20 protein-coding genes and 1 riboswitch are annotated in these 20,366 nt (G+C 74.6%); of the genes, 5 read left to right on the top strand and 15 right to left on the bottom strand.

Annotated features, from left to right (window positions below; all coding sequences use genetic code 11):
- Position 1 precedes the first annotated feature (1 nt).
- From OG767_RS28245 to OG767_RS28255, 3 genes are all read left to right on the top strand, one after another.
- On the top strand, positions 2–952 hold the full coding sequence (locus tag OG767_RS28245) for an LLM class F420-dependent oxidoreductase (RefSeq protein WP_405091219.1): 951 nt from the start codon (positions 2–4) through the stop codon (positions 950–952).
- Positions 949–1,257, top strand: coding sequence for a cupin (locus tag OG767_RS28250; RefSeq protein ID WP_405091220.1), 309 nt, complete (start codon positions 949–951; stop codon positions 1,255–1,257). Before OG767_RS28245 ends, OG767_RS28250 begins: the two co-directional genes overlap by 4 nt.
- Before the next feature lie 76 nt (positions 1,258–1,333).
- Entirely contained in the window at positions 1,334–4,264 is a 2,931-nt protein-coding gene (locus OG767_RS28255; RefSeq protein WP_405091221.1) for a hypothetical protein, read from the top strand.
- Positions 4,265–4,309: 45 nt separating this feature from the next.
- On the opposite strand, the gene thiC is transcribed toward OG767_RS28255, so the two are convergent.
- The 7 genes from thiC to thiE all read right to left on the bottom strand — a co-directional run bounded on the left by thiC (position 4,310) and on the right by thiE (position 10,222).
- Positions 4,310–5,893: a phosphomethylpyrimidine synthase ThiC gene (gene thiC, locus OG767_RS28260; protein WP_405091222.1), complete on the bottom strand. Its 1,584-nt coding sequence runs from the start codon at positions 5,891–5,893 to the stop codon at positions 4,310–4,312.
- 17 nt (positions 5,894–5,910) lie between these two features.
- Positions 5,911–6,699 carry a bifunctional hydroxymethylpyrimidine kinase/phosphomethylpyrimidine kinase gene (thiD, locus tag OG767_RS28265; RefSeq protein WP_405091223.1) on the bottom strand — a complete coding sequence of 263 codons (789 nt, stop codon included), beginning with the start codon at positions 6,697–6,699 and terminating at the stop codon, positions 5,911–5,913.
- Complete coding sequence (locus OG767_RS28270) at positions 6,696–7,439, bottom strand: thiamine phosphate synthase (protein WP_405094336.1); 744 nt, start codon at positions 7,437–7,439, stop codon at positions 6,696–6,698. The genes thiD and OG767_RS28270 overlap by 4 nt, the downstream gene beginning before the upstream one ends.
- Before the next feature lie 65 nt (positions 7,440–7,504).
- Positions 7,505–8,275, bottom strand: coding sequence for a thiazole synthase (locus OG767_RS28275; protein WP_405091224.1), 771 nt, complete (start codon positions 8,273–8,275; stop codon positions 7,505–7,507).
- Positions 8,276–8,280: 5 nt separating this feature from the next.
- Entirely contained in the window at positions 8,281–8,481 is a 201-nt protein-coding gene (gene thiS / locus OG767_RS28280) for a sulfur carrier protein ThiS (RefSeq protein ID WP_405091225.1), read from the bottom strand.
- Positions 8,472–9,602, bottom strand: coding sequence for a glycine oxidase ThiO (gene thiO / locus OG767_RS28285; protein WP_405091226.1), 1,131 nt, complete (start codon positions 9,600–9,602; stop codon positions 8,472–8,474). The genes thiS and thiO overlap by 10 nt, the downstream gene beginning before the upstream one ends.
- Positions 9,596–10,222, bottom strand: a complete 627-nt coding sequence (thiE, locus tag OG767_RS28290; RefSeq protein ID WP_405091227.1) for a thiamine phosphate synthase — start codon at positions 10,220–10,222, stop codon at positions 9,596–9,598. Before thiE ends, thiO begins: the two co-directional genes overlap by 7 nt.
- Positions 10,217–10,328, bottom strand: a riboswitch (TPP riboswitch). (Overlaps the previous gene by 6 nt.)
- Positions 10,329–10,446: 118 nt before the next feature.
- Here thiE and OG767_RS28295 point away from each other — a divergent pair.
- Positions 10,447–11,367: a DUF559 domain-containing protein gene (locus tag OG767_RS28295; RefSeq protein WP_405091228.1), complete on the top strand. Its 921-nt coding sequence runs from the start codon at positions 10,447–10,449 to the stop codon at positions 11,365–11,367.
- A gap of 189 nt (positions 11,368–11,556) precedes the next feature.
- Here OG767_RS28295 and OG767_RS28300 read toward each other — a convergent pair whose 3' ends face one another.
- The 4 genes from OG767_RS28300 to OG767_RS28315 form a co-directional block, all read right to left on the bottom strand.
- On the bottom strand, positions 11,557–12,519 hold the full coding sequence (locus OG767_RS28300) for an aldo/keto reductase (protein WP_405091229.1): 963 nt from the start codon (positions 12,517–12,519) through the stop codon (positions 11,557–11,559).
- Between the two features lie 100 nt (positions 12,520–12,619).
- Positions 12,620–13,417 (bottom strand): nucleotidyltransferase domain-containing protein, encoded by a 798-nt coding sequence (locus OG767_RS28305; RefSeq protein WP_405091230.1) that lies wholly within the window; start codon positions 13,415–13,417, stop codon positions 12,620–12,622.
- On the bottom strand, positions 13,414–15,093 hold the full coding sequence (locus tag OG767_RS28310) for an ABC-F family ATP-binding cassette domain-containing protein (RefSeq protein ID WP_281938080.1): 1,680 nt from the start codon (positions 15,091–15,093) through the stop codon (positions 13,414–13,416). The genes OG767_RS28305 and OG767_RS28310 overlap by 4 nt, the downstream gene beginning before the upstream one ends.
- 41 nt (positions 15,094–15,134) lie before the next feature.
- Positions 15,135–15,740: a class I SAM-dependent methyltransferase gene (locus OG767_RS28315; protein ID WP_405091231.1), complete on the bottom strand. Its 606-nt coding sequence runs from the start codon at positions 15,738–15,740 to the stop codon at positions 15,135–15,137.
- 125 nt (positions 15,741–15,865) lie between these two features.
- Between OG767_RS28315 and OG767_RS28320 the strand changes: the two genes are divergently transcribed.
- Entirely contained in the window at positions 15,866–17,023 is a 1,158-nt protein-coding gene (locus tag OG767_RS28320) for a hypothetical protein (RefSeq protein WP_405091232.1), read from the top strand.
- Positions 17,024–17,117: 94 nt separating this feature from the next.
- On the opposite strand, the gene truA is transcribed toward OG767_RS28320, so the two are convergent.
- The 4 genes from truA to rpsD all read right to left on the bottom strand — a co-directional run bounded on the left by truA (position 17,118) and on the right by rpsD (position 20,361).
- Entirely contained in the window at positions 17,118–17,951 is an 834-nt protein-coding gene (gene truA / locus OG767_RS28325; protein ID WP_405091233.1) for a tRNA pseudouridine(38-40) synthase TruA, read from the bottom strand.
- 70 nt (positions 17,952–18,021) lie between these two features.
- Positions 18,022–18,582, bottom strand: a complete 561-nt coding sequence (gene rplQ / locus OG767_RS28330) for a 50S ribosomal protein L17 (protein ID WP_107157451.1) — start codon at positions 18,580–18,582, stop codon at positions 18,022–18,024.
- Between the two features lie 34 nt (positions 18,583–18,616).
- Complete coding sequence (locus OG767_RS28335; RefSeq protein WP_405091234.1) at positions 18,617–19,639, bottom strand: DNA-directed RNA polymerase subunit alpha; 1,023 nt, start codon at positions 19,637–19,639, stop codon at positions 18,617–18,619.
- Positions 19,640–19,734: 95 nt separating this feature from the next.
- Positions 19,735–20,361 (bottom strand): 30S ribosomal protein S4, encoded by a 627-nt coding sequence (gene rpsD / locus OG767_RS28340; protein ID WP_089155247.1) that lies wholly within the window; start codon positions 20,359–20,361, stop codon positions 19,735–19,737.
- Positions 20,362–20,366: the final 5 nt, after the last annotated feature.

Raw genomic sequence — 20,366 nt, forward strand, 5'->3', positions numbered from 1 at the left:
CATGCGGGTCACGGTCTTCACCGAACCCCACCGCGGCGCGGACTACGACGACCAGCTCCGGTTCGCCCGGCTGGTCGAGGAGACCGGCTTCGAGGGCTTCTTCCGGGCCGACCACTACCGGTCGATGGGGGACGAGCCGGCGCTGCCCGGCCCCACCGACGCCTGGCTGACGCTCGCCGCGCTGGCCCGGGAGACGTCCCGGATCCGGCTCGGCACGCTCGTCACCTCCGCCACCTTCCGGCTCCCCGGGCCGCTGGCCGTGATGGTCGCCCAGGTCGACCGGATGAGCGGCGGCCGGGTCGAGCTGGGCATCGGCGCCGGCTGGTACGAGCGCGAACACACCGCGTGCGGCATTCCGTTCCCGCCGGTCAACGAGCGGTTCGATCGGCTGGCCGAGCAGTTGGAGATCGTCACCGGGCTGTGGCGCACCCCGTCCGACGAGACGTACAGCTTCACCGGCGAGCACTACCGGCTGGTCGACGCGCCCGCGCTGCCCAAGCCGGTGCAGCAGCCCGGCCCGCCGGTGATCGTCGGCGGCAAGGGCCCCAAGCGCACCCCCGAGCTGGCCGCCCGGTACGCCGACGAGTTCAACATGCCGTTCAAGAGCGTCGCCGAGACGGCCGCCGCCTACGAGCGGGTCCGGGAGGCGTGCGACCGCACCGGGCGCGACGCGTCCGGGCGTGCGCCGCTGACGCTCTCCGCCGGGATCGTGGTGGCGATCGGGCGCACCGACGCCGAGGCGCAGCGACGGGCCGCGCCACTGCACGTCGCCAGCGCGCTCCCGCCGGAGGACCCGGTGGTCGGCTCCCCCGCCCAGCTCGTCGACCGGCTCGGCGAGTTCGCCGCGGTCGGGACCACCCGGGTGCACCTGCGGCTGATCGACTTCGACGACCTCGACCACGTGGAGCTGATCGCCGCCGAGGTGCTCCCCCAACTGGACGGAACACGATGACCCACCAGCACGCCGACCTCGAACTCGGCCCGGTGGGCCAGGAGATCGTCTACGAGAACGACCGGGTCCGGGTCTGGCACATCCGGCTGGAGCCGGGCGAGCGCCAGCCGCTGCACCGCCACGACCACCCGTACCTGGTGGTGGCGATCGAGGGCGCGAAGAACGTGGTGCAGACGATCGACGGCACCACGATCGACGCCGACGAGCCCACCGGCGGGGTGGTCTACCGCGACCCCGGGGCGGTGCACATGCTGACCAATGTCGGCGACACCACCTACCTCGCCCGGCTGGTCGAGCTGAAGTAGCCACGCCGGCGGCGGTTCGCCGCGCCGCGCGGTGGCAAGGTGGCGAACCACCCCACCGGGCCGTAACGTGCCCGACATGGCCTTTCGGACGTGGGGCAGGCTGCTGCTCACGGCACTCGGGGTGAGTGTGCTGGCCGCTGCCGGCCAGCTCGGCGTCGCGTACGGCTTCGGCGTCGTCCGCCTGGACGGCGCGTTCGTCGACGTCTCGGTCAACCGCTGGCCCGCCCAGCTCGTCTGGGTCGCCTGGTTCGCCGCCGTCGCCACCGTCGCCGGGGCCGTCCTCACCGGGCGCCTCGCCCGCCGCGACGACCTCCCCGGTGGCACCACCGAGCTGCTCTCGATCGCCGGCGTCAGCGCGCTCGGCGCGATCGTGGTCGCCCCGCTCTGCATGCAACCGGCCCGCGCCGCCGAGCTGGGCGGCTCCGTCGACCCGGTCTGGGCGGCCGGCATCTGCGCCGTCCTCGGTGCGGTGGTGGGCGCCGGCGCGGCGATCGCCGTGCTGCTCAAGCCGCCGCTCGGCTGGGGCGTCACGATCACCACCGGAATCGTCTGGCTGCTGGCCCTGCTCTCCGTCGCACCCACGATCGTCGCCAACCGGCCGCTGGCCACCGTACGCCTCGGGGTGCTCGAACCGTCCTGGCTGGGCGCCCCGGCGGCGCAACGCCTGGCCATGCTGCTGCTGCCCACGCTGGCCCTGCTCGCGGGCGGCGCGATCGGTGTGCTGGCCCGCCGGGCCGGGCATCCGCCACTGGTCGGCGGCGCGGCCGGCGCGGCCGGGCCGGTGCTGGTGGCGTTCGCCTACCTGACCGCCGGTCCCGGCACGGCGGCCGACCGCTACCAGCTCGCGCCCTACTACGGCGCGCTGATCGCGGTGGCGGCCGGGGCGCTCGGTGCGACCGCGACCTCGGTGCTGCCCCGGCCGGGCAACGCCGACGCCGTCGACCCGACCGACATCCTCGCGCCGCTGCCGGCCAGCGCGCCCGTTCCGACGACGCCGGCCGGCACCGCGCCGGTGCCGGCCACGGCCGGCGCGCCGGCTCCCGCGCACTGGGACTGGCCGGAGGCCGGCGGGTCCGTCACGCCGCCGTCGTCGGCGCCCCGACACGCCGGTCCGGCGTCGTCCGCCGACGTCGAGCGACCGGCCCGGTCGGTCACGCCCGCCGGCGTCCGGTACGACGAGGATCCGGCCCGCACCTCCCCGATGCCCGGTCTGCTGCCGCCGGGCCGGCGCACCTCGGCCATCGACGTCCTCGCCGCCGGCCGCCCGGAGCCGCAGCCGTCGACCGGGCCGCTTCCGGCCGACTCCGACACGCCCGGAACGGGCACCACCGGGCCGGGAGCCATCGGGCCGGGAGCCATCGGGCCGGGAGCCATCGGGCCGGGAGCCATCGGGCCGGGAGCCATCGGGCCGGGAGCCATCGGGCCGGGAGCCATCGGGCCGGGCACCAGCGAGTCGGACACCGATGGGGCCGGGGCCGACGAGCCGTGGGCCGACGGGCGGGGGGCCATGCGGCCGGTTTCCGCACCGGAGGCAACCGGCACCGACCCGACGGCCGGCACGCCATCCGTCGCGGTCACGCCGACGACCACCATCCTGGCGCGCACGAGGGCCACGATCCCGACCACCGGTGAGCCCACCGGCTCGGCGCAGCAGAAGTCCGACGGCACCGCGGAGCAGACGGCCGACGCCGCGGCGGAGCAGAGGTCCGACGGCACCGCGCGGCAGAAGTCCCACGTCACGGCGAAGCAGAGGTCCGACGGCACCGCGCGGCAGAAGTCCGACGGCGCCGCGGAAAAGAAGTCCGACGGCACGGCGGAGCACACGACCGACGGCACCGCGGAGCAGAAGTCCGACGGCGCGGCGGAGCAGACGGCGGACGTCACGGCGGGGCGGGCGGAGGCCGCGCCACGCGCCGCCCGGGCACGCCGGAGCCGCGCCGCCACCCGGCCCACACCGCTCGCGGACGATGCGACAGGCGACCCGGCCGAAGCCCCCCGGACCGGGCGCTCGGGCCGCACCCGACCGACGCGTCCCACCGGTGAGGACACCGGCCCGTCCGCAGCCACGCCGTCCTCAGCCACGCCGGTCACGGCGGTCGGTGCCCCCGACGCCGCCGACGTGGCCGGCCCTGTCCGGGCTGCGGGCGCGGTGAGAGCCACCCGACCCGCCAGGGCTGCCGATGCGATCGGAGCAACCGGCGGAGCCGGAGCCACCGACGCGGCCACCACGGCAGCCGACCCGGTCCCGGATGGCACCGACGCGCGTGGCACCGACGTGCCGGGCGGAACGCAAACCGGGGAGCCGACGGCCCCGCCGCAACCGGCCCGGCGGCCACGCAGCTTCTTCTTCGACCCCGAGCCGGCCGACCAACCCGCGCCCGCGTCACCCCGGCCACGGTTCCCGATCTTCGAGGACGCCACCGACCGAGCGGGAGACGTGCGCCCGGCCTGGCCGATCACCCGGCCGGCCGGCCGTCCGCCCGCCACGCCGGCCACCGGCCGGGACGGCGACGACGCGACCAACCGGGCCGAACCGGCGCCCCGTCCCCACCATCAGGGCCTGCCCGAGCCGGGTCGGAGCACCGGGTGGGACGCGCTCGCCACCAATGCCCGCCCGGCCGGCCGGACCGCTGCGGAGGAAGCCGTGCCGGCGCGGACCGACGGCGCGAGGACCGGCACGACCGTGCCGGAGCAGGCCACCGGCTCGGGCTCCGGCTCGGGCTCCGGCTCGGGCTCCGATTCCGGCGCCGGGGACGACGACCGGGAGGCGTCCCGGGGACGGCACGCCGGGGCGGACGACGCCGAGGCTGCCGGCGGGAAGTCGAAGACCCGGCGCGGACTGTTCCGGCGCAACCGGGACAAGGGCGGCCCGGAGCCAGCCGACGAGACCGCCGAGTCGGGCGCCACGACCGACGACGAGTACGTCGACTGGGTCGCCGGGCTCGCCTCGGACGACAACGCCGACGACGCCCGCTCCCTGCGTACCGGCCGGCACCACCGCGACTGAGCCGACCCGGGGGCGGGCCGGACCGCGCCCGGCCCCCGGTCACGCTCAGGCCAGCGGCAGGTAGACCTGCGAGCCGGCGGCGACGAACTCCTCGGACTTGCCGCGCATGCCCCGCGCCGCGTAGTCCTTCAGCTCCTGGGTGATCTTCATGGAGCAGAACTTCGGCCCGCACATCGAGCAGAAGTGCGCGGTCTTGGCCGGCTCGGCCGGCAGCGTCGCGTCGTGGTACGCCCGGGCCGTCTCCGGGTCGAGCGCCAGGTTGAACTGGTCCTCCCAGCGGAACTCGAACCGCGCCTTGGAGAGCGCGTCGTCCCACGCCTGCGCACCGGCGTGCCCCTTGGCCAGGTCGGCCGCGTGCGCCGCGATCTTGTACGCGATCACGCCGGCCTTCACGTCGTCCCGGTCCGGCAGCCCGAGGTGCTCCTTCGGCGTCACGTAGCAGAGCATCGCGGTGCCGAACATGCCGATCATGGCGGCGCCGATCGCGGACGTGATGTGGTCGTACGCGGGCGCGATGTCGGTGGTCAGCGGGCCCAGCGTGTAGAACGGCGCCTCGTGGCACCACTCCTGCTGGAGGTCCACATTCTCCTTGATCTTGTGCATGGGCACGTGCCCCGGGCCCTCGATCATCACCTGGACGTCGTGCTCCCAGGCCACCGTGGTCAGCTCGCCGAGCGTGCGCAGCTCGGCGAACTGCGCCTCGTCGTTGGCGTCCGCGATCGACCCGGGACGCAGCCCGTCGCCGAGCGAGAACGTCACGTCGTACTTCGCCAGCAGCTCGCACAGCTCGCGGAAGTTGGTGTAGAGGAAGTTCTCCTCGTGGTGCGCCAGGCACCAGGCCGCCATGATCGAACCGCCCCGGGAGACGATGCCGGTGACCCGGTCCACGGCCAGCGGCACGTACGGCAGCAGCACGCCGGCGTGCACGGTCATGTAGTCGACGCCCTGCTCGGCCTGCTCGATCACGGTCTCCCGGAACACCTCCCAGCTCAGCTTCACCGGGTCCCCGCCGACCTTCTCCAACGCCTGGTAGATCGGCACGGTGCCGATCGGCACCGGCGCGTTGCGCACGATCGCCTCGCGGGTCTGGTGGATCCGCTTGCCGGTGGAGAGGTCCATCACGGTGTCCGCGCCCCACCGGGTGGCCCAGGTGAGCTTCTCCACCTCCTCGGCCACCGACGAGGTGACCGCCGAGGTGCCGATGTTGGCGTTCACCTTCACCAGGAACGCCTTGCCGATGATCGCCGGCTCGCACTCCGGGTGGTTGACGTTGAGCGGCAGCACGGCCCGCCCGGCGGCGATCTCGTCCCGGACGAACTCCGGGCTGACGCCCTCCCGGATCGCCACGAACTCCATCTCCGGCGTGACGGTCCCGGCCCGGGCGTACGCGAGCTGGGTCGGCCTTGTTCCCGCCAGCGGGCTGCCGGCGCCCCGCACCGGCGCGACGTCGCCCCGCTCGGCGATCCACGGCCCGCGCAGCGCGGGCAGCCCCACCTCCGGGTCCGATCCCGGGCCCGAGGTGTCGTAGAGCCGCACCGGCGGGTTGTCCCCGGTCAGCGTCACCTCCGCGAACGGCACCCGGATGTCCGGCCGCGACCCTTCCACGTACACCTTGCGACGTGCCTGCATGACAGCCTCCCTGTCGCTCAAGCGGACCAGCCGAAGTGGTCCAGCGGGCCGCGTCCCGCGCCCAACTCCCAGCCCCGCGCGCCGGTCAGCGCGCGGGTCACGTACTCCTTGGCGGCGGCCACCGCGACCGGCACCGCGTCGCCGGCCGCCAGCCGGACCGCGACGGCGGCGGCGAACGAACAGCCGGTGCCGTGGTTGTGCCGGGTGTCCACCCGGGGCGCGCGCAGCAGCCGCGTGGTGCCGCCGCCGGCCAGCACGTCGACCGACTCGCCGGCCGCGTCGACGTCGCCGCCGGTCACCACCACGAACGTCGGCCCGCGCGCGGCCAGCGACTCGGCCGCAGCGACCATCTCCTCGACCGTGCCGACCGGGCGTCCGGTGAGGGCCGCGGCCTCCGCGCAGTTCGGCGTCGCCACCTCGGCGTACGGCAGCAGCCGCTCGACCGCCTCCGTCACGCCGAGCTGGTGCCCGCTGGTGGCGACCAGCACCGGGTCGACGACGAGCCGGGGCAGCCGCCCGTCCCGGGCCGCCCCGGCCACCGCCTCGGCGACCGCCGGCGTGCCGAGCATGCCGGTCTTCACGGCCCGGACGTCGAAGTCGCCGAGCACGCTGTCGAGCTGGTCGCGGACGGTCTGCGGGGGCAGCGGCAGGACGGCGTCCACGCCGCGCGTGTTCTGCGCGGTGACGGCCGTGAGCACGCTCGTGCCGTACGCGCCGAGCGCGGCGAACGTCTTCAGGTCCGCCTGGATGCCGGCGCCGCCGCCGGAGTCGGAGCCGGCGATGGTGAGGACTGTCTGCGGCGTCACTGTCTTTCCTCTGTGGTTGCGCTTGGGGGCTGCGGCCGACCGTGCCCACTCCGGGCGGTCAGGCTTGATCCCTGCGTGGGCACGGTCGGCCGCAGCCCTCTCGTGGGGATCTCCGCCGTCGGGTGAGGGGTGCGCGACACCGGGGTGGCCGCCTCCTCGAAGGCGCTGCCCAGCGTGGCGGCAGTCGCCGCCGGGTCGGGTGCGCGCATGAGCGCGCCGAGCACGGCGACGCCGGCCGCGCCCGCGTCGACGCAGGCTCGCACCTGGTCCGGGGTCTCTATGCCGCCGAGGGCGAGCACCGGCACCGGGCTGACCGCGACCAGCTCGCGCAGCCCGTCCGGGCCCAGCGGTGGGCCGTAGCCGGGTTTGGTGCGGGTGGGGAAGATCGGGGACAGCGTCGCGTAGTCCTCGGTGGTCAGGCGCGCCAGCTCGGCGGCGTCGTGGCAGGAGCGGCCGACCAGCCCGAGGCGCGGCGGCGGGTACGGGCCGGCGGCGGGCAGGTGCACGGCGTCCCCGTCGAGCGGGTCCGGGCCGGCGACGATCAACGTGCCGCCGACGTCGGCCAGGACCGCGCGCAGCGCGACGGCGAGCGCCAGGCGCTCGGCGCGCGGCAGATCCTTCTCCCGGAGCACCACCCACCGCACTCCCCCGTCGACGGCTGCCGCCACGACGTCGACGAGCGCTCCCCGCGTGACCCGCCGATCGGTGAGCAGCACCACACCTCCCGGATCGCGTCCGATCTTGGTACTGATCCGCCCCCGGAAGGGCGTGCGCGTACCAAGATCGCCGACAGCGGGACGGGGGGTCACAGGTCGGGCCGGCCGTCGTCGGGGGTGGACGGGAGCGCGTGGGAGCGGCGGGGGATGCGGCCGGCGCTGTACGCCAGGCGACCGGCCTCGACCGCGTGGCGCATGGCGGTGGCCATGGCCACCGGGTCGGCGGCGCGGGTGACGGCGCTGGCCAGCAGCACCCCGTCGCAACCCAGCTCCATGGCGAGCGCGGCGTCGGAGGCGGTGCCGATACCGGCGTCGAGGATCACCGGCACGTCGACGGCCTGCCGGATCAGCCGGATGTGATGCGGGTTGCCGATGCCCAGACCGGAGCCGATCGGCGACCCGGCCGGCATCACCGCGGCGCAGCCGACGTCGGCCAGCCGCCGGGCCAGCACCGGATCGTCCGAGGTGTACGGCAGCACGGTGAACCCGTCGGCGACCAGCTCCTCGGCGGCGCGCAGCAGCTCCACCCCGTCGGGCAGGAGCGTGCGCTCGTCGCCGATCACCTCCAGTTTCACCCAGTCGGTGTCGAACGCCTCCCGGGCCAGGTGCGCCGTCTTCACCGCCTCCACCGCGGTCCGGCAGCCGGCCGTGTTCGGCAGCAGCCGTACCCCGCACTGCTCCAGCAGGTCGAGCAGCCCGCCCGCGCCACCCGGCGTGGTGTCGACCCGACGCAGCGCCAGCGTCACCACGTCCGTGCCGGACGCCCGGACCGCCGCCTCCAGCACGTCCAGGCTGGCCGCGCCGCCGGTGCCGAGCACCAGCCGGGAGCCGACCGGCACGCCGCCGATCTCCAGGGACATCCCGGTCACCCGCCCTGCGCGGCGCTGAGCACCTCGACGCGGTCGCCGTCGCGCAGCACGCTCGCCGGCCAGCCGCCGCGCGGCACCACCTCGCCGTTGACCGCGACCGCGAGGCCGCGCTGCTGACCGGTGACCGCGCGGACCACCTCGACGAGCGTGACGCCGTCGGGCAGCGTCCGCCCGGTGCCGTTGACGATCAGTTCCACGGGCGCTCCTTCGAAAACCGTGCCGGGCTGAAGGGGGCGAGCGCCGGATCCGGCTCGCCGCTGACGATCAGTTCGGTGACCAGGTCGGCGGTGACCGGGGTGAGCACGATGCCGTGCCGGTGGTGCCCGGTGGCGGCGAGCACGCCGGGCCGGCCGGGCAGCGCCCCGATCACCGGCGCGTTGTCCGGCGTGCCCGGGCGCAGCCCGGCGACGGCCTCCACCAACGCGTACTCGGTCAGCTCGGGGACCAGCTCGGCGGCGGCGTGGAGCAGCCGCAGCACACCGCCGACGGTCACCTCGACGTCCGCGCGTTCCTCCACGGTGGCGCCGACCACCACCTCACCGTCGGCCCGGGGCACCAGGTAGACCGGCTCGCCGTCGGCGTACCCCCGGATCACGTGCCGGAAGCCCGGCGGACCGCCGGCGGGCGCGCGGAGCCGCAGCACCTGGCCCTTCACCGGCCGGACCGGCAGCCCGGTCAGCGCCGCCGCGCCGCAGCCGGCCGCGACCACGGTGACCCGCGCGTCCACCTCGGACAGCGTGCCGACCCGCGTCGGCCGGAACGTCACGCCGGCCCGCTCCGCCGCGACCCGCAGCGCGGCGACCAGGCGACGCGGGTCGACCTGGTGGTCGCCGGGCGCGACCGCGCCGCCGCGCACCCGGGTGGCCAGCGCCGGCTCGCGGTCGCGCAGCGCCGACGGGCGCAGCGGCGTGATCGGCAACCCCAACCCTTGCTGGTACGACCACAGCCGCCCCGCCTCGGCCAGGTCGTCGGCGGTGAGCCCGACCACCAGCGTGCCCTCGGTGCGGTGGCCCAGGTCGACGCCGCTCGCCTCGGCCAGCTCGGCGGCGAACGCCGGCCACCGGGCCGCGGACTCGACAAGCAACCCGGTCAGCTCCCGCTCGCCGAAGTACGCCTCGGCGACCGGGGCGAGCATGCCGGCGGCCACCCGCGACGCGCCCGACCCGGGCCGGTCGTCGTACACGCTCACCCGCAGCCCGCGCTGCGCGCACCGCCACGCGATCGCCAGCCCCACCGGCCCCGCCCCCACCACCCCCACCTCGGAAAGGACGGGCCCCCTGTTAACGCATTCGGTAGAGGAATGTGCCCCGCTCAACACGTCAGCGCCCGGAGCAGCTCGGCGGTGGCGCGCGCCGGGTCGGCCGCCGAGCTGAGCGCCCCGACCACCGCCACCCCGTACGCCCCGGCCGCCCGCAGCGCCGGCACCGCCGCGGCGGTCACCCCGCCGATGGCGATCACCGGCACGGTCACCGCGTCGGAGACCGCGCGTACCCCGTCCGGGCCGATCGGCGCGGGCAGCCCCGGCTTCGTGGTGGTGGCGTGGCAGGGGCCCACGCCCAGGTAGCTCGCTCCGGCGGCGACCGCGGCCCGGGCGGTGCCCGGCTCCCGGGCGGTCGCGCCGAGCATCGCGTCGACGCCGAGCACCCGGCGGGCGGCGGCCACCGGCAGGTCGTCCGCCCCGACGTGGCCACCGGCCGCGCCCACCGCGAGCGCCACGTGCAACCGGTCGTTGACCAGGCAGCACGTGCCGTACGGCCGGCACGCCTCGACCACCCGGCGGGCCAGCTCGTACGCCTCCCGGTCGGTGGCGTCGTCCGTCACGCGTACCTGCACGACGAGTTCGGCGCGGCCCACCGGCAGGGCGGCACGCAGCACGCCGAGCGGATCCCGCCCCGGTCGGGTGTCGGTGATGAGATGTAGTCGTCCCAGGGACGGCACGGCAACGCTCCTCCCTGCGCCGGCATTACCCGGATCAGGTTCAACGGTCGGGGGCTGTCAGCCCCCCTCTCAGCCCGGTCCACACCGGGCTCCCGTGGGTCACTTGCGGCCTACCGTACGACGCCTCCCCGCCGTACGGAAGACCGGGTGAGTTTTTTCCCAGGACCGCACCACCCGGCGGACCGGGACGGCGGGTGACCGGCGAGTGACGACACGCTGCCTGGATGTCCGTTCCCGCGCGTGTCCCGCCCTGCCTGGCGAGCCTGCCGTTCCGGGGCAGCCGTGCCGTCTCCGAAGGGCTACTCACCTGGACGATGCTCCGCGGGCCGACGTGGGTCCGCCTGCTGCCGGACGTGTACGTGCACCGGCACGGATACCGTGTCGACGACCACCGGATGTGGTGCGAGGCGGTGGCGTTGCGCCTGCCGCCAGGTGCCGTGCTGGCGGGACGGAGCGCCGCCTGGTTGTTCGGCGCGGAGGTGCTCAGCCGTGACGCGCCGGTGACCGTGCTACTGCCGACAGCCGTCCGGCTGCGCCCGCACCCGCGGTTGACGGTCGTGAGGTCGCCACTACCCGACGAGGACCGCACCCGGTTCGCCGGGTTGCCGGTCACCACCGCGCTGCGTACCGCGTTCGACCTCGGTCGGCTGGGTCCCCGGGCGGAGGCGCTGGTCGCCGTGGACGCGTTACTGCGTCGCCGGGTGGTGAAGCTGTCCGCGCTGCGTGACTACGCCGAAGCCCGGTCCGGCTGGCCGGGTGCGCCACTGCTGCGTGAGGTCTTGACGCTGGCTGAACCGTTGAGCGAGTCCCCGATGGAGACCCGCCTGCGGTTGCTCCTCCTCGACGCCGGCATCGGCCCGCTCACCGCGCAGCACGAGATACGCGCGGCCGGGCGCTTCGTGGCCCGGGTGGATCTGGCCTGTCCGGTGCTCCGCCTCGCGATCGAGTACGACGGCGACCACCACCGCGAGCGGGCGCACTTCCGGCGTGATGTGGCACGTCTCAACGCGCTCCGTGCGGCTGGCTGGGTCGTGCTCCGGTTCACCGCCGACGACGTGCTGCGCCGTCCCGACGCCACCGTCGCCCTGGTCCGCCAGGCCCTCGCGGAGCGCCGCGCCCCCACACCACCCCACGGACACCCATAGCCCGGTACTGGCGGCGAGTGGAACGTCATAGGTGTCAAAAAGGCCGTGAGACACCCATGACGTTCCACTCCTGGGGAACGCTGGCTTCGGGTGGAACACCACGGGTGTCTGGCGGGGTGGTCGGTGGGGGCAGGCGGGAGGGGCGAGGGCGAGGGGCGAGGGCAGGGGCGGGGTGAGGGGCGGGGCGCGTCAGAGGAGGGCGTCGAGGGCGTCCAGGTCCTCGTCAGTGGGCTGCCAGGTGCCCGCGTCGGCGTTGGCGCGTACCTGGTCCGGAGTGGTCGCGCCGGCGATCACCGAGGTCACCGCCGGCCGGGCGGCCAGCCCGCCGATGGCCACCTGGAGCATGCTGATCCCACGCTCGGCGGCGTACGCCTCGATGGCCTCGATGGTGTCCCAGCGCGCCGCCGCCAGCCGCTCGGCGTACCGGCCGCCGCCGGCCAGCCGGCTGCCCGTCGGGGGCGCCTCGCCCCGCTTGTACTTGCCGGTGAGCAGCCCGTTGGCGAGCGGGAAGAACGGCAGCATGCCGAGGCCGAACCGCTCGCAGGCCGGGATGACCTCGTCCTCCACCCCCCGCTCCAGCAGCGAGTAGTGGTTCTGCGCGGAGATGAACCGGGTGCGTCCCGCCGACGACGCGGTCCAGTCGGCGTCGGCGATCTGCCAGCCGGCGAAGTTGGAGTTGCCGAGGTAACGCACCTTGCCGGCGGTCACCAGGTCGTCCAGCGCGGCGAGCGTCTCGTCGATCGGCGTGCCCGGGTCGGGCTCGTGCATCTGGTAGAGGTCGATGTGGTCGGTGCCGAGCCGGCGCAGCGACGCCTCGACCGCGCGGGCGATGTAGCGACGGGCGCCCCGGGCGCCGTGGTCCGGCCCGTTCGCGCCGTGCATGTCCATGCCGAACTTGGTGGCGACCACCACGTCGTCGCGGCGCCCCTTGAGCGCCTGACCGAGCAGTTCCTCGGAGCCGCCCTGCGGTTCGCCGTAGATGTCGGCGGTGTCGAAGAAATTGATCCCGGCGTCGAGCGCGGCGTCGACCACCGCCCGGGTGCCGTCGCTGTCGAGTTTGCGGCCGAAGTTGTTGCAGCCGATGCCGACCACGGACACCACGAGCCCGGAGTCGCCCAACCGGCGGTAGGTCATCTCACTCACGAGTCCCACCCTATGCCCGCCGCCGCCCGAGCACCGGGACGAGCCCCGCTGGCTGCCACCGGGCCGGGCCCTGACGCTGCCACCGGAAGAGGCCCGCCGGCCGGGCGTCTCAGCCCAGCGCGTCGGCGACGAGTGCCCGGGCGGCACCGACCGTCGCCGCCAGCTCGGCGGGGGTACGCCCCAGCGCGCCGAGCAGCGCCTGCGCCCGGGCGGTGAAGTCCGGTGGCGCGCCCGGCAGCCGCCCGGCCGAGGCGAGCATGCCCTTCTCGTTGACCAGCCATCGCCCGGCCCGGCCGTGCAGCGCCTGCGCGAGCACGCCGACCACCCGGAACAGGCACCCGGCCACGTACCCGGCGTCGCCGCCGGCCGCGCCCTTGGCCGCGCCGTCGAGCAGCAGGCCGGTCTCCCAGCCGCCGGCCACGAGTGCCGCGCCGAGCGCGGGCGGGTAGTGGACGGTCTCGGCCCGCAGCGCGGTCAGCTCGCCGGTCGGGTCGCCCAGCACCCGGCCGAGCGCGACCTCCCCGGCGTACGCGGGCGAGTAGAACCCGAGCGGGTGCCCGGCCTGCACCTCGACCGTGTAGCGGCCGGCGCGGCAGTCCGCCCAGACCCGGTGCACCCGGTCCAGGTCCCGGTAGATCCAGTCCACCGCCACCCCGCCGACGCGCAGCCAGCCGCCGCCGTCGACCCAGGGGCCCCAGCCGCCGGGTGCGGTGAGCTCCACCGGGCTGTCGGCGACCGAGTCGGCGACCGCGCGCAGCCCGGCCACGTCCGGCGTACCCCGGTAGTAGAGGCCGACGTCCCAGTCGGAGTCGGGCCGGTGTTCGCCGCGGGCCCGGCTGCCGCCGAGCGCCACCGCGGCCACGCCGTCGACCGCGCAGAGCCGGTCGACCAGCTCCTGGTCGATCATCCGACGTCCCAGACAGGCTCCGGCGTCTCCACCACGTCCCCGTCGCCGCGGAACAGCACGAACCGGTCGAAGGTCCGGGTGAACCACCTGTCGTGCGTCACCGCGACCACCGTGCCGTCGAACGCGGTCAGCCCGGCCTCCAGCGCCTCGGCGGAGGCCAGGTCGAGGTTGTCGGTCGGCTCGTCGAGCAGCAGCAGCGTGGCCCCGGACAGCTCCAGCAGCAGCACCAGGAAGCGGGCCTGCTGGCCGCCGGAGAGCGTGCCGAAGCGCTGGTCGCCCTGGCCGGCCAGCTCGTAGCGGGACAGCGCCGCCATGGCCGCGTGCCGGTCCATGCCGGCCCGGTGCTCGTCGCCGCGCCACAGCACCTCGACAAGCGTCTTCGCCATCAGCTCCGGGCGGTCGTGGGTCTGTGAGAAGTGCCCCGGCCGGACCCGGGCGCCGAGCCGCACCACACCGCCGTGCGCGACCGGCGCGAGCGCGGCGGCGCCGTCGACAGGCGTGTTGCCCGGCTCGGGGTCGGTGCCGCCGCGGGCCAGCAGGCGCAGGAAGTGGGACTTGCCGGTCCCGTTCGCGCCGAGCACCGCGACCCGGTCGCCGTACCAGAGTTCCAGGTCGAACGGGTAGGTCAGGCCGTCCAGCTCCAGCTGCTCGGCGATCACCGCGCGCTTGCCGGTCCGCCCGCCGGTCAGCCGCATCCGGATGTCCTGGTCCTTCGGGGGTACGGGCGGCGGCCCGGCCTCCTCGAACTTGCGCAGCCGGGTCTGCGCGGCCTGGTAGCGGGAGGCCAGCCCGTCGTTGTACGCGGCCTTCTGCTTGTACATCAGCATCAGCTCGCGCAGCTTCTGGTGTTCCTCGTCCCAGCGCCGGCGCAGCTCGTCGAGGCGGGCGTGCCGGGCCACCCGCGCGTCGTGCCAGCTCGCGAAGCCGCCCGGGTGCACCCAGGCGCTGCCGCCCTCCACGGCGACCACCCGGTCGGCGGTCTGCGCCAGCAGCTCCCGATCGTGCGAGACGTAGAGCACGGACTTGGCGGACTCCCGCAGCCGTGCCTCCAGCCACCGCTTACCGGGCACGTCGAGGAAGTTGTCCGGCTCGTCGAGCAGCAGCACCTCGTCCGGGCCGCGCAGCAGCAGCTCCAGCGCGAAGCGTTTCTGCTGGCCGCCGGAGAGCGTCCGGACCGGTCGGTCCCGGGCGGCGTCCCACGGCAGGTCCAGCACGATGGTGGTGACGGTGTCGAAGAGCACCTCGGCGTCGTATCCGCCGGCCTCGCCCCAGGCGGCCAGCGCGTCGGCGTACGCGAGCTGGGCCTTGCCGGCGGCGGAGCTGAACTTGCCCCGGACCTCGGCCGTCCGCATGGCCGCCTCGGTCTCGACCAGCCGGCGCCCGGCGTCGCGCAGCGCCGGCGGCGCGAGTGACAGGGCCAGGTCGGCGAGCGTCGACTCGTCACCGATCATGCCGATGAACTGCCGCATCACGCCGAGCCCGCCGGCGCGGGCGATCGCGCCGGTGGGGACCGGCAGGTCACCGGCGACCATCCGGAGCAGCGTCGTCTTGCCGGCGCCGTTGGGGCCGACGAGCGCAACCTTGGCGCCCTCACCGACCCGGAACGACACGTCGCGGAACAGCTCCCGCCCGTCCGGGAGGATGTGCCCGACCCCTGCCACGTCCACGTATCCCACGCGGGCATCCTGCCCGAGCCGGCGGCCCGGCCGACACCGGATTACCGGGTGACGCGGAGCACCCGGTAGCCCTTCTGGCTGGCGTGCCGCTGCACCTGCCACCCCTGCTCGACCAGCCAGCGGTGCAGCGAGTCGCCGCCGAGGTGCCGGGCGACGACCAGCCAGGCCACGCCGTCCGGGGTGAGCCGGGGCAGCCAGCGCAGCAGCAGGTCGTGCAGTTCGGCCTTGCCGATGTGGATCGGCGGGTTCGACCAGATCTGCGCGAACGTGACGTCCGACGGCAGGTCGTCCGGGGCGACGGCGTGGACCCGGTCGGCCGCGTCGACGCGGGCGGCGTTGGCGGTGGTGAGCGCGCGGGCCCGTTCGTTGACGTCCACCGCCCAGACCGTGGCGGCCGGCGCGACCGCGGCCAGGACGCAGGTGATCGGGCCGAATCCGCAGCCGATGTCGAGCAGCGGGCCGGCGGCGTCGGCGGCCGGCAGGTCGGCCTTGCGCAGCAGCACGGCGGTGCCGGGGTCGAGCCGGTCGGCGGAGAAGACCCCGCCGGCCGAGGTGAGCGTGTAGTCGCGCCCGGCGACGGAGAACTCGACCTCGCGCGGGCGGGCCGGGGTCGTGGGCTCAGCGGTGAAGTAGTGGTCGCCGGTCACGCGGGCATTCTCGCACCGGCGGGTGGCGGGCCGGTCGACGGTACGGCGGGCAGGGGGCGACGCCACCCCGTCAGAATTTCCCGATATTCCCCCCGAAAGGGATAATCGGCCCTACTCTATCCCACATGGTGTACCGGTACGAGTCCGATGAGGACGCCTTCCTCGAATACCCGGAGCCCGGGCCGGCCCCGGTCGGGCCCGTGGTCGCGACGCCGCCACCGGCCGGCCCGTCGCCGTCCCGCTTCCCCACGCCGTCGCTGCCCCCGGCCCGGGCCACCCGCCCGGCCCTCGACGACGCCCGGGCGCCCGCCCCCGCACCACCCGCACCGCCCGCACCGGTGCCCACACCGCCCCGGGAGCCCGCGCCGGTGCCCCAGCCCGCCCCGCCGGCACCACAGCCGGTGCCGGCCGCGACGGCACGCCCGACCGTGCCGGTCCCGGCCAGCCCGACGTTCCGCACCACGAGCCTGCCCGACCAGGCACGGAACCGGCGGACCGGCCGCCGTGGCGGTGGCCGGTTCTGGCAGGCGCTGGTCGGCGGCGCCGCCGTGCTGCTCCTGCTCTCCCTCACCGGCCTGGCCGTCGCGGCGCTGCTCGACGAGCGGGCCGACACGCCGCCGACGAGCGAGCAGACCCCACCGCCGGCGGTGACCGAGTCGAGCGCGCCCGGCCGGTCCGACCTGGACTCCCGGGACACCGACCAGGCGACACTCACCGCCAAGGAACTGTTCCCGGGCAAACAACTCGTGGTCGCCGACGGCAAGCCGGCGTACCGGGTGCTCAAGACGCAGGCCAGCACCGACTGCGCGATCTCGGCCACCGGCGAGATCGCCGACCTGCTGGTCCGGCTCGGGTGCAACCAGGTCGTCCGGGGCACGCTCCGCTCCCCCGACGGCGACCACCTGCTCACCGCCGGCCTGTTCAACCTGACCGACCTGGCCAGCGCCCAGCGGGTACGGGACCGGATCCGGCCGCTGCTGGACGACCGCCAGGGACGGTTCCGGGGCCTGCCGGCGGGTGAGGGCACCGAGGCGGTGGAGAAGGCCGCCGCCCGGGTCGGCTGGCAGGTACGCGGCCACTACATCGCCTTCTGCCTGGTCACCCGCGCGGACGGGGATAGGATCCCGACCGACGACGCGGTCGCCCGCGAGATCATGTTCGACCTGATCGAGCTGCACCTGAACCGGAACGTGCTGGACCACCGGGCCGCCGGCGGCACGGCCGGCCAGCCCACCGACGGTCCGACCGAGGACAACGCCGGCCAGCGCGGCACCGGCGACTGAAGCGGCGCTCCCCCGGCCCGCCACCCACCTCCGGTGGCGGGCCGTTCGCCGTCTCCGGGCCGCTTCGCCGCGCCTGCGTCGTCCTCCGCCCGGCTCAGCCCTCGGCGACCGGGACCCGCAACCGGCGGGTGAGGTCGGCGCGGCGGGCGTACTCCGCCGGGTCGGCCGGGTAGCCGACCTCGACCAGCGCGAGGCCGTGCGCGGGTGCCACGGTGACCTCGCTGGACCGTTCCCGGCGGGTCAGCAGCCCGGCCGGCCACTCGACCGGCCGCCGGCCGTCACCGGCGACCAGCATGGCCCCGACCAGACTGCGCACCATGTTCTGGCAGAACGCGTCGGCCTGCACGGTGGCGACCAGGATCCCGTCCGGGTCGCGCCGCCAGTCCAGCCGGGTCACCTCGCGCAGCGTGGTGGCGTTCTCCTTGCGCCGGCAGTACGCGGCGAAGTCGTGCTCGCCCACCAGACCGGCCGCGGCGGCGTTCAGTGCGGCCAGGTCCAGCGGCTTCGGCCAGGCCAGCGTGTCCCGCTGACGCAACGGCTCGGCGCCCCACGGCGCGTCGGTGACCCGGTACTCGTAGCGCCGGAACGTGGCCGAGAACCGGGCGTCGAAGTCGGCCGGCACCTCGGTCATCGCGCGTACCCGGGCGTCCGGTGGGAGCAGTCGGGCCAGCCGGCGCAGCAGCCGTCCCTCGTGCGCCCGCCACACCTCGGTCGGCAGGTCCAGGTGGCAGACCTGCCCGGTGGCGTGCACCCCGGCGTCGGTCCGCCCGGCCACGGTGAGCCCGGGGACCGTGCCGGCGCCGAGCACCAGGTCCAGCGTCGCCATGAGCACGCCGGCGACCGTGCGCCGGGTGGGCTGGGGCGCCCACCCGGAGAAGTCGGTGCCGTCGTACGAGACGTCCAGCCGCAGCCGGGTCCGCTCGTCCACCTCGTACCTCCCGTTGACGGCGACGGGCCCGGCACCCCCGTGGGGATGCCGGGCCCGGTCGAGCCTGAACTCAGGCCTTGTCGTTCTCGGTGGCCTCGTCGCTGTCCTCGCGGGCGGCGGCGGTGTCACCGGAGGCGGAGACCGGAGCCTCGGCGTCCTGGTCGCCGGTGCTGGCCTTGGGGGCCTCCTCGGCCGGGGCCAGGGCCTCGACCTTGTCCTGCTGGGCGGCCTTGCGGGCGGCGGTCTTCTTGTTCGCCTTCGGCTCGGCGACCTGAAGCTCCTCGACCAGCTCGATGATCGCCATCGGAGCGGCGTCACCCTTGCGCGGACCGGTCTTCACGATCCGGGTGTAGCCACCGTTGCGGTTGGCGTACCGGGGCGCGATCTGGTCGAACAGGGAGTAGACCACGTCCTTGTCCTTGACGACGCCCGCCACCCGCCGACGCGAGGCGAGGTCGCCGCGCTTGGCCTTGGTGATGAGCTGCTCGGCCAGCGGACGGAGCCGCCGGGCCTTCGTCTCGGTGGTCTGGATCTTGCCGTGCTGGAACAGCGCGGTGGCCAGGTTGGCCAGCATCAGCCGCTCGTGCGCGGGGCTGCCGCCGAGGCGGGGGCCCTTGGTGGGCGTGGGCATGCTTGGTGCTCCTCAGGTGTGGCGGCAGCGCGGACTAGAGCTGCTCGGTCTCGCGGTAGTCGTCGGTGTCGTAGTCGGCCTCGCCGAAGGTGTCCACGACGTGCGCCGGGTCGAAGTTCGGAGCCGAGTCCTTCAGCCCCAGGCCCATCCCGGCGAGCTTCATCTTGACCTCGTCGATCGACTTCTGGCCGAAGTTGCGGATGTCGAGGAGGTCGGCCTCGGTACGCCCGATCAGCTCACCAACGGAGTTGATGCCCTCGCGCTTGAGGCAGTTGTAGGAGCGGACGGTCAGGTCCAGCTCCTCGATCGGCAGAGCCAGGTCCGCCGCCAGCTGGGCGTCCTGCGGGGACGGCCCGATGTCGATGCCCTCGGCGGTCTCGTCCAGCTCGCGGGCGAGCCCGAACAGCTCCACCAGCGTCGAGCCGGCCGAGGCCAGCGCGGTACGCGGGCCCATCGACGGCTTGGTCTCGACGTCGATGATCAGCCGGTCGAAGTCGGTCCGCTGCTCGACCCGGGTCGCCTCGACGCGGTACGTCACCTTCAGCACCGGCGAGTAGATCGAGTCGACCGGGATCCGGCCGATCTCGGCGCCCGCCTGCTTGTTCTGCGCGGCGGTGACGTAGCCCCGGCCCCGCTCGACGGTCAGCTCCATGTCGAGCCGGCCCTTGCCGTTGAGGGTGGCGAGCTTCAGGTCCGGGTTGTGCACGGAGACACCGGCCGGGGGCTGGATGTCGCCGGCGGTCACGTCGCCCGGGCCCTGCTTGCGCAGGTACATGCTGACCGGCTCGTCGTGCTCGGAGCTGACGCACAGCTCCTTGATGTTCATGACGAGCTCGACCACGTCCTCCTTGACGCCGGGGATGGTGGTGAACTCGTGCAGCACACCGTCGATCTTGATCGAGGTGACCGCGGCGCCCGGAATGGACGACAGCAGCGTACGCCGGAGCGAGTTGCCGAGCGTGTAGCCGAAACCGGGCTCCAGCGGCTCGATGGTGAACTTGGACCGGGTCTCGTTGATCGACTCTTCGGAGAGAGACGGTCGCTGGCTGATGAGCATCTTTTCTCTTCTCTTCCGGGGCGCCCGCTATTTGACGCCCACGACACAACTGTTCCGGTGGCCCGCCCCGCAGGACGGGCCACCGCAACGAGCCCTTACTTGGAGTAGAGCTCGACGATCAGCTGCTCCTGGACCTGGGTGTCGATCACCTGACGGGCCGGGAGCGAGTGCACGAGGACCTTCATCTGGCTGGGGATGGCCTCGAGCCACGCCGGAACGGTCTTGGAGCCGGCCTCGGCCTGCGCGACGATGAACGGGGTGAGCTCCTTGCTCTTGCCCCGGACCTCGATGATGTCGTGCTCCTTGACGCGGAACGACGGGATGTCGACCTTCTTGCCGTTCACCGTGAAGTGACCGTGCTTGACCAGCTGACGGGCCATGTCCCGGGACTTGGCGTAGCCGGCCCGGTAGACCACGTTGTCCAGCCGCGACTCGAGGATCTGGAGCAGAACCTCACCGGTCTTGGCCTTCTTGCCCACGGCCTCTTCGTAGTAGCCGCGGAACTGCTTCTCCAGCACGCCGTAGACACGACGGGCCTTCTGCTTCTCACGGAGCTGGAGCAGGTACTCCGTCTCCTTCGTGCGGCCGCGGCCGTGCTGCCCGGGCGGGAACGGCCGGGACTCGAACGGGCACTTCGGACCATCGCACTTGCTGCCCTTGAGGAACAGCTTCATCTTCTCCCGCCGGCAACGGCGGCAGTCAGCACCGGTGTAACGAGCCATCTCTC

It is taken from the genome of Micromonospora sp. NBC_01392 (genome assembly GCF_045040125.1).
In the GTDB taxonomy this organism is placed as follows: domain Bacteria; phylum Actinomycetota; class Actinomycetes; order Mycobacteriales; family Micromonosporaceae; genus Micromonospora.

What these genes read in the sequence shown, in the direction of transcription:
- OG767_RS28245 (WP_405091219.1), top strand. Translation starts at nt 2, where the DNA reads ATGCGGGTCACGGTCTTCACCGAACCCCACCGCGGCGCGGACTACGAC.
- OG767_RS28250 (WP_405091220.1), top strand. Translation starts at nt 949, where the DNA reads ATGACCCACCAGCACGCCGACCTCGAACTCGGCCCGGTGGGCCAGGAG.
- OG767_RS28255 (WP_405091221.1), top strand. Translation starts at nt 1,334, where the DNA reads ATGGCCTTTCGGACGTGGGGCAGGCTGCTGCTCACGGCACTCGGGGTG.
- thiC (WP_405091222.1), bottom strand. Translation starts at nt 5,893, where the DNA reads ATGCAGGCACGTCGCAAGGTGTACGTGGAAGGGTCGCGGCCGGACATC.
- OG767_RS28275 (WP_405091224.1), bottom strand. Translation starts at nt 8,275, where the DNA reads ATGTCCCTGGAGATCGGCGGCGTGCCGGTCGGCTCCCGGCTGGTGCTC.
- OG767_RS28295 (WP_405091228.1), top strand. Translation starts at nt 10,447, where the DNA reads ATGTCCGTTCCCGCGCGTGTCCCGCCCTGCCTGGCGAGCCTGCCGTTC.
- OG767_RS28305 (WP_405091230.1), bottom strand. Translation starts at nt 13,417, where the DNA reads ATGATCGACCAGGAGCTGGTCGACCGGCTCTGCGCGGTCGACGGCGTG.
- OG767_RS28320 (WP_405091232.1), top strand. Translation starts at nt 15,866, where the DNA reads ATGGTGTACCGGTACGAGTCCGATGAGGACGCCTTCCTCGAATACCCG.
- rplQ (WP_107157451.1), bottom strand. Translation starts at nt 18,582, where the DNA reads ATGCCCACGCCCACCAAGGGCCCCCGCCTCGGCGGCAGCCCCGCGCAC.
- OG767_RS28335 (WP_405091234.1), bottom strand. Translation starts at nt 19,639, where the DNA reads ATGCTCATCAGCCAGCGACCGTCTCTCTCCGAAGAGTCGATCAACGAG.
- rpsD (WP_089155247.1), bottom strand. Translation starts at nt 20,361, where the DNA reads ATGGCTCGTTACACCGGTGCTGACTGCCGCCGTTGCCGGCGGGAGAAG.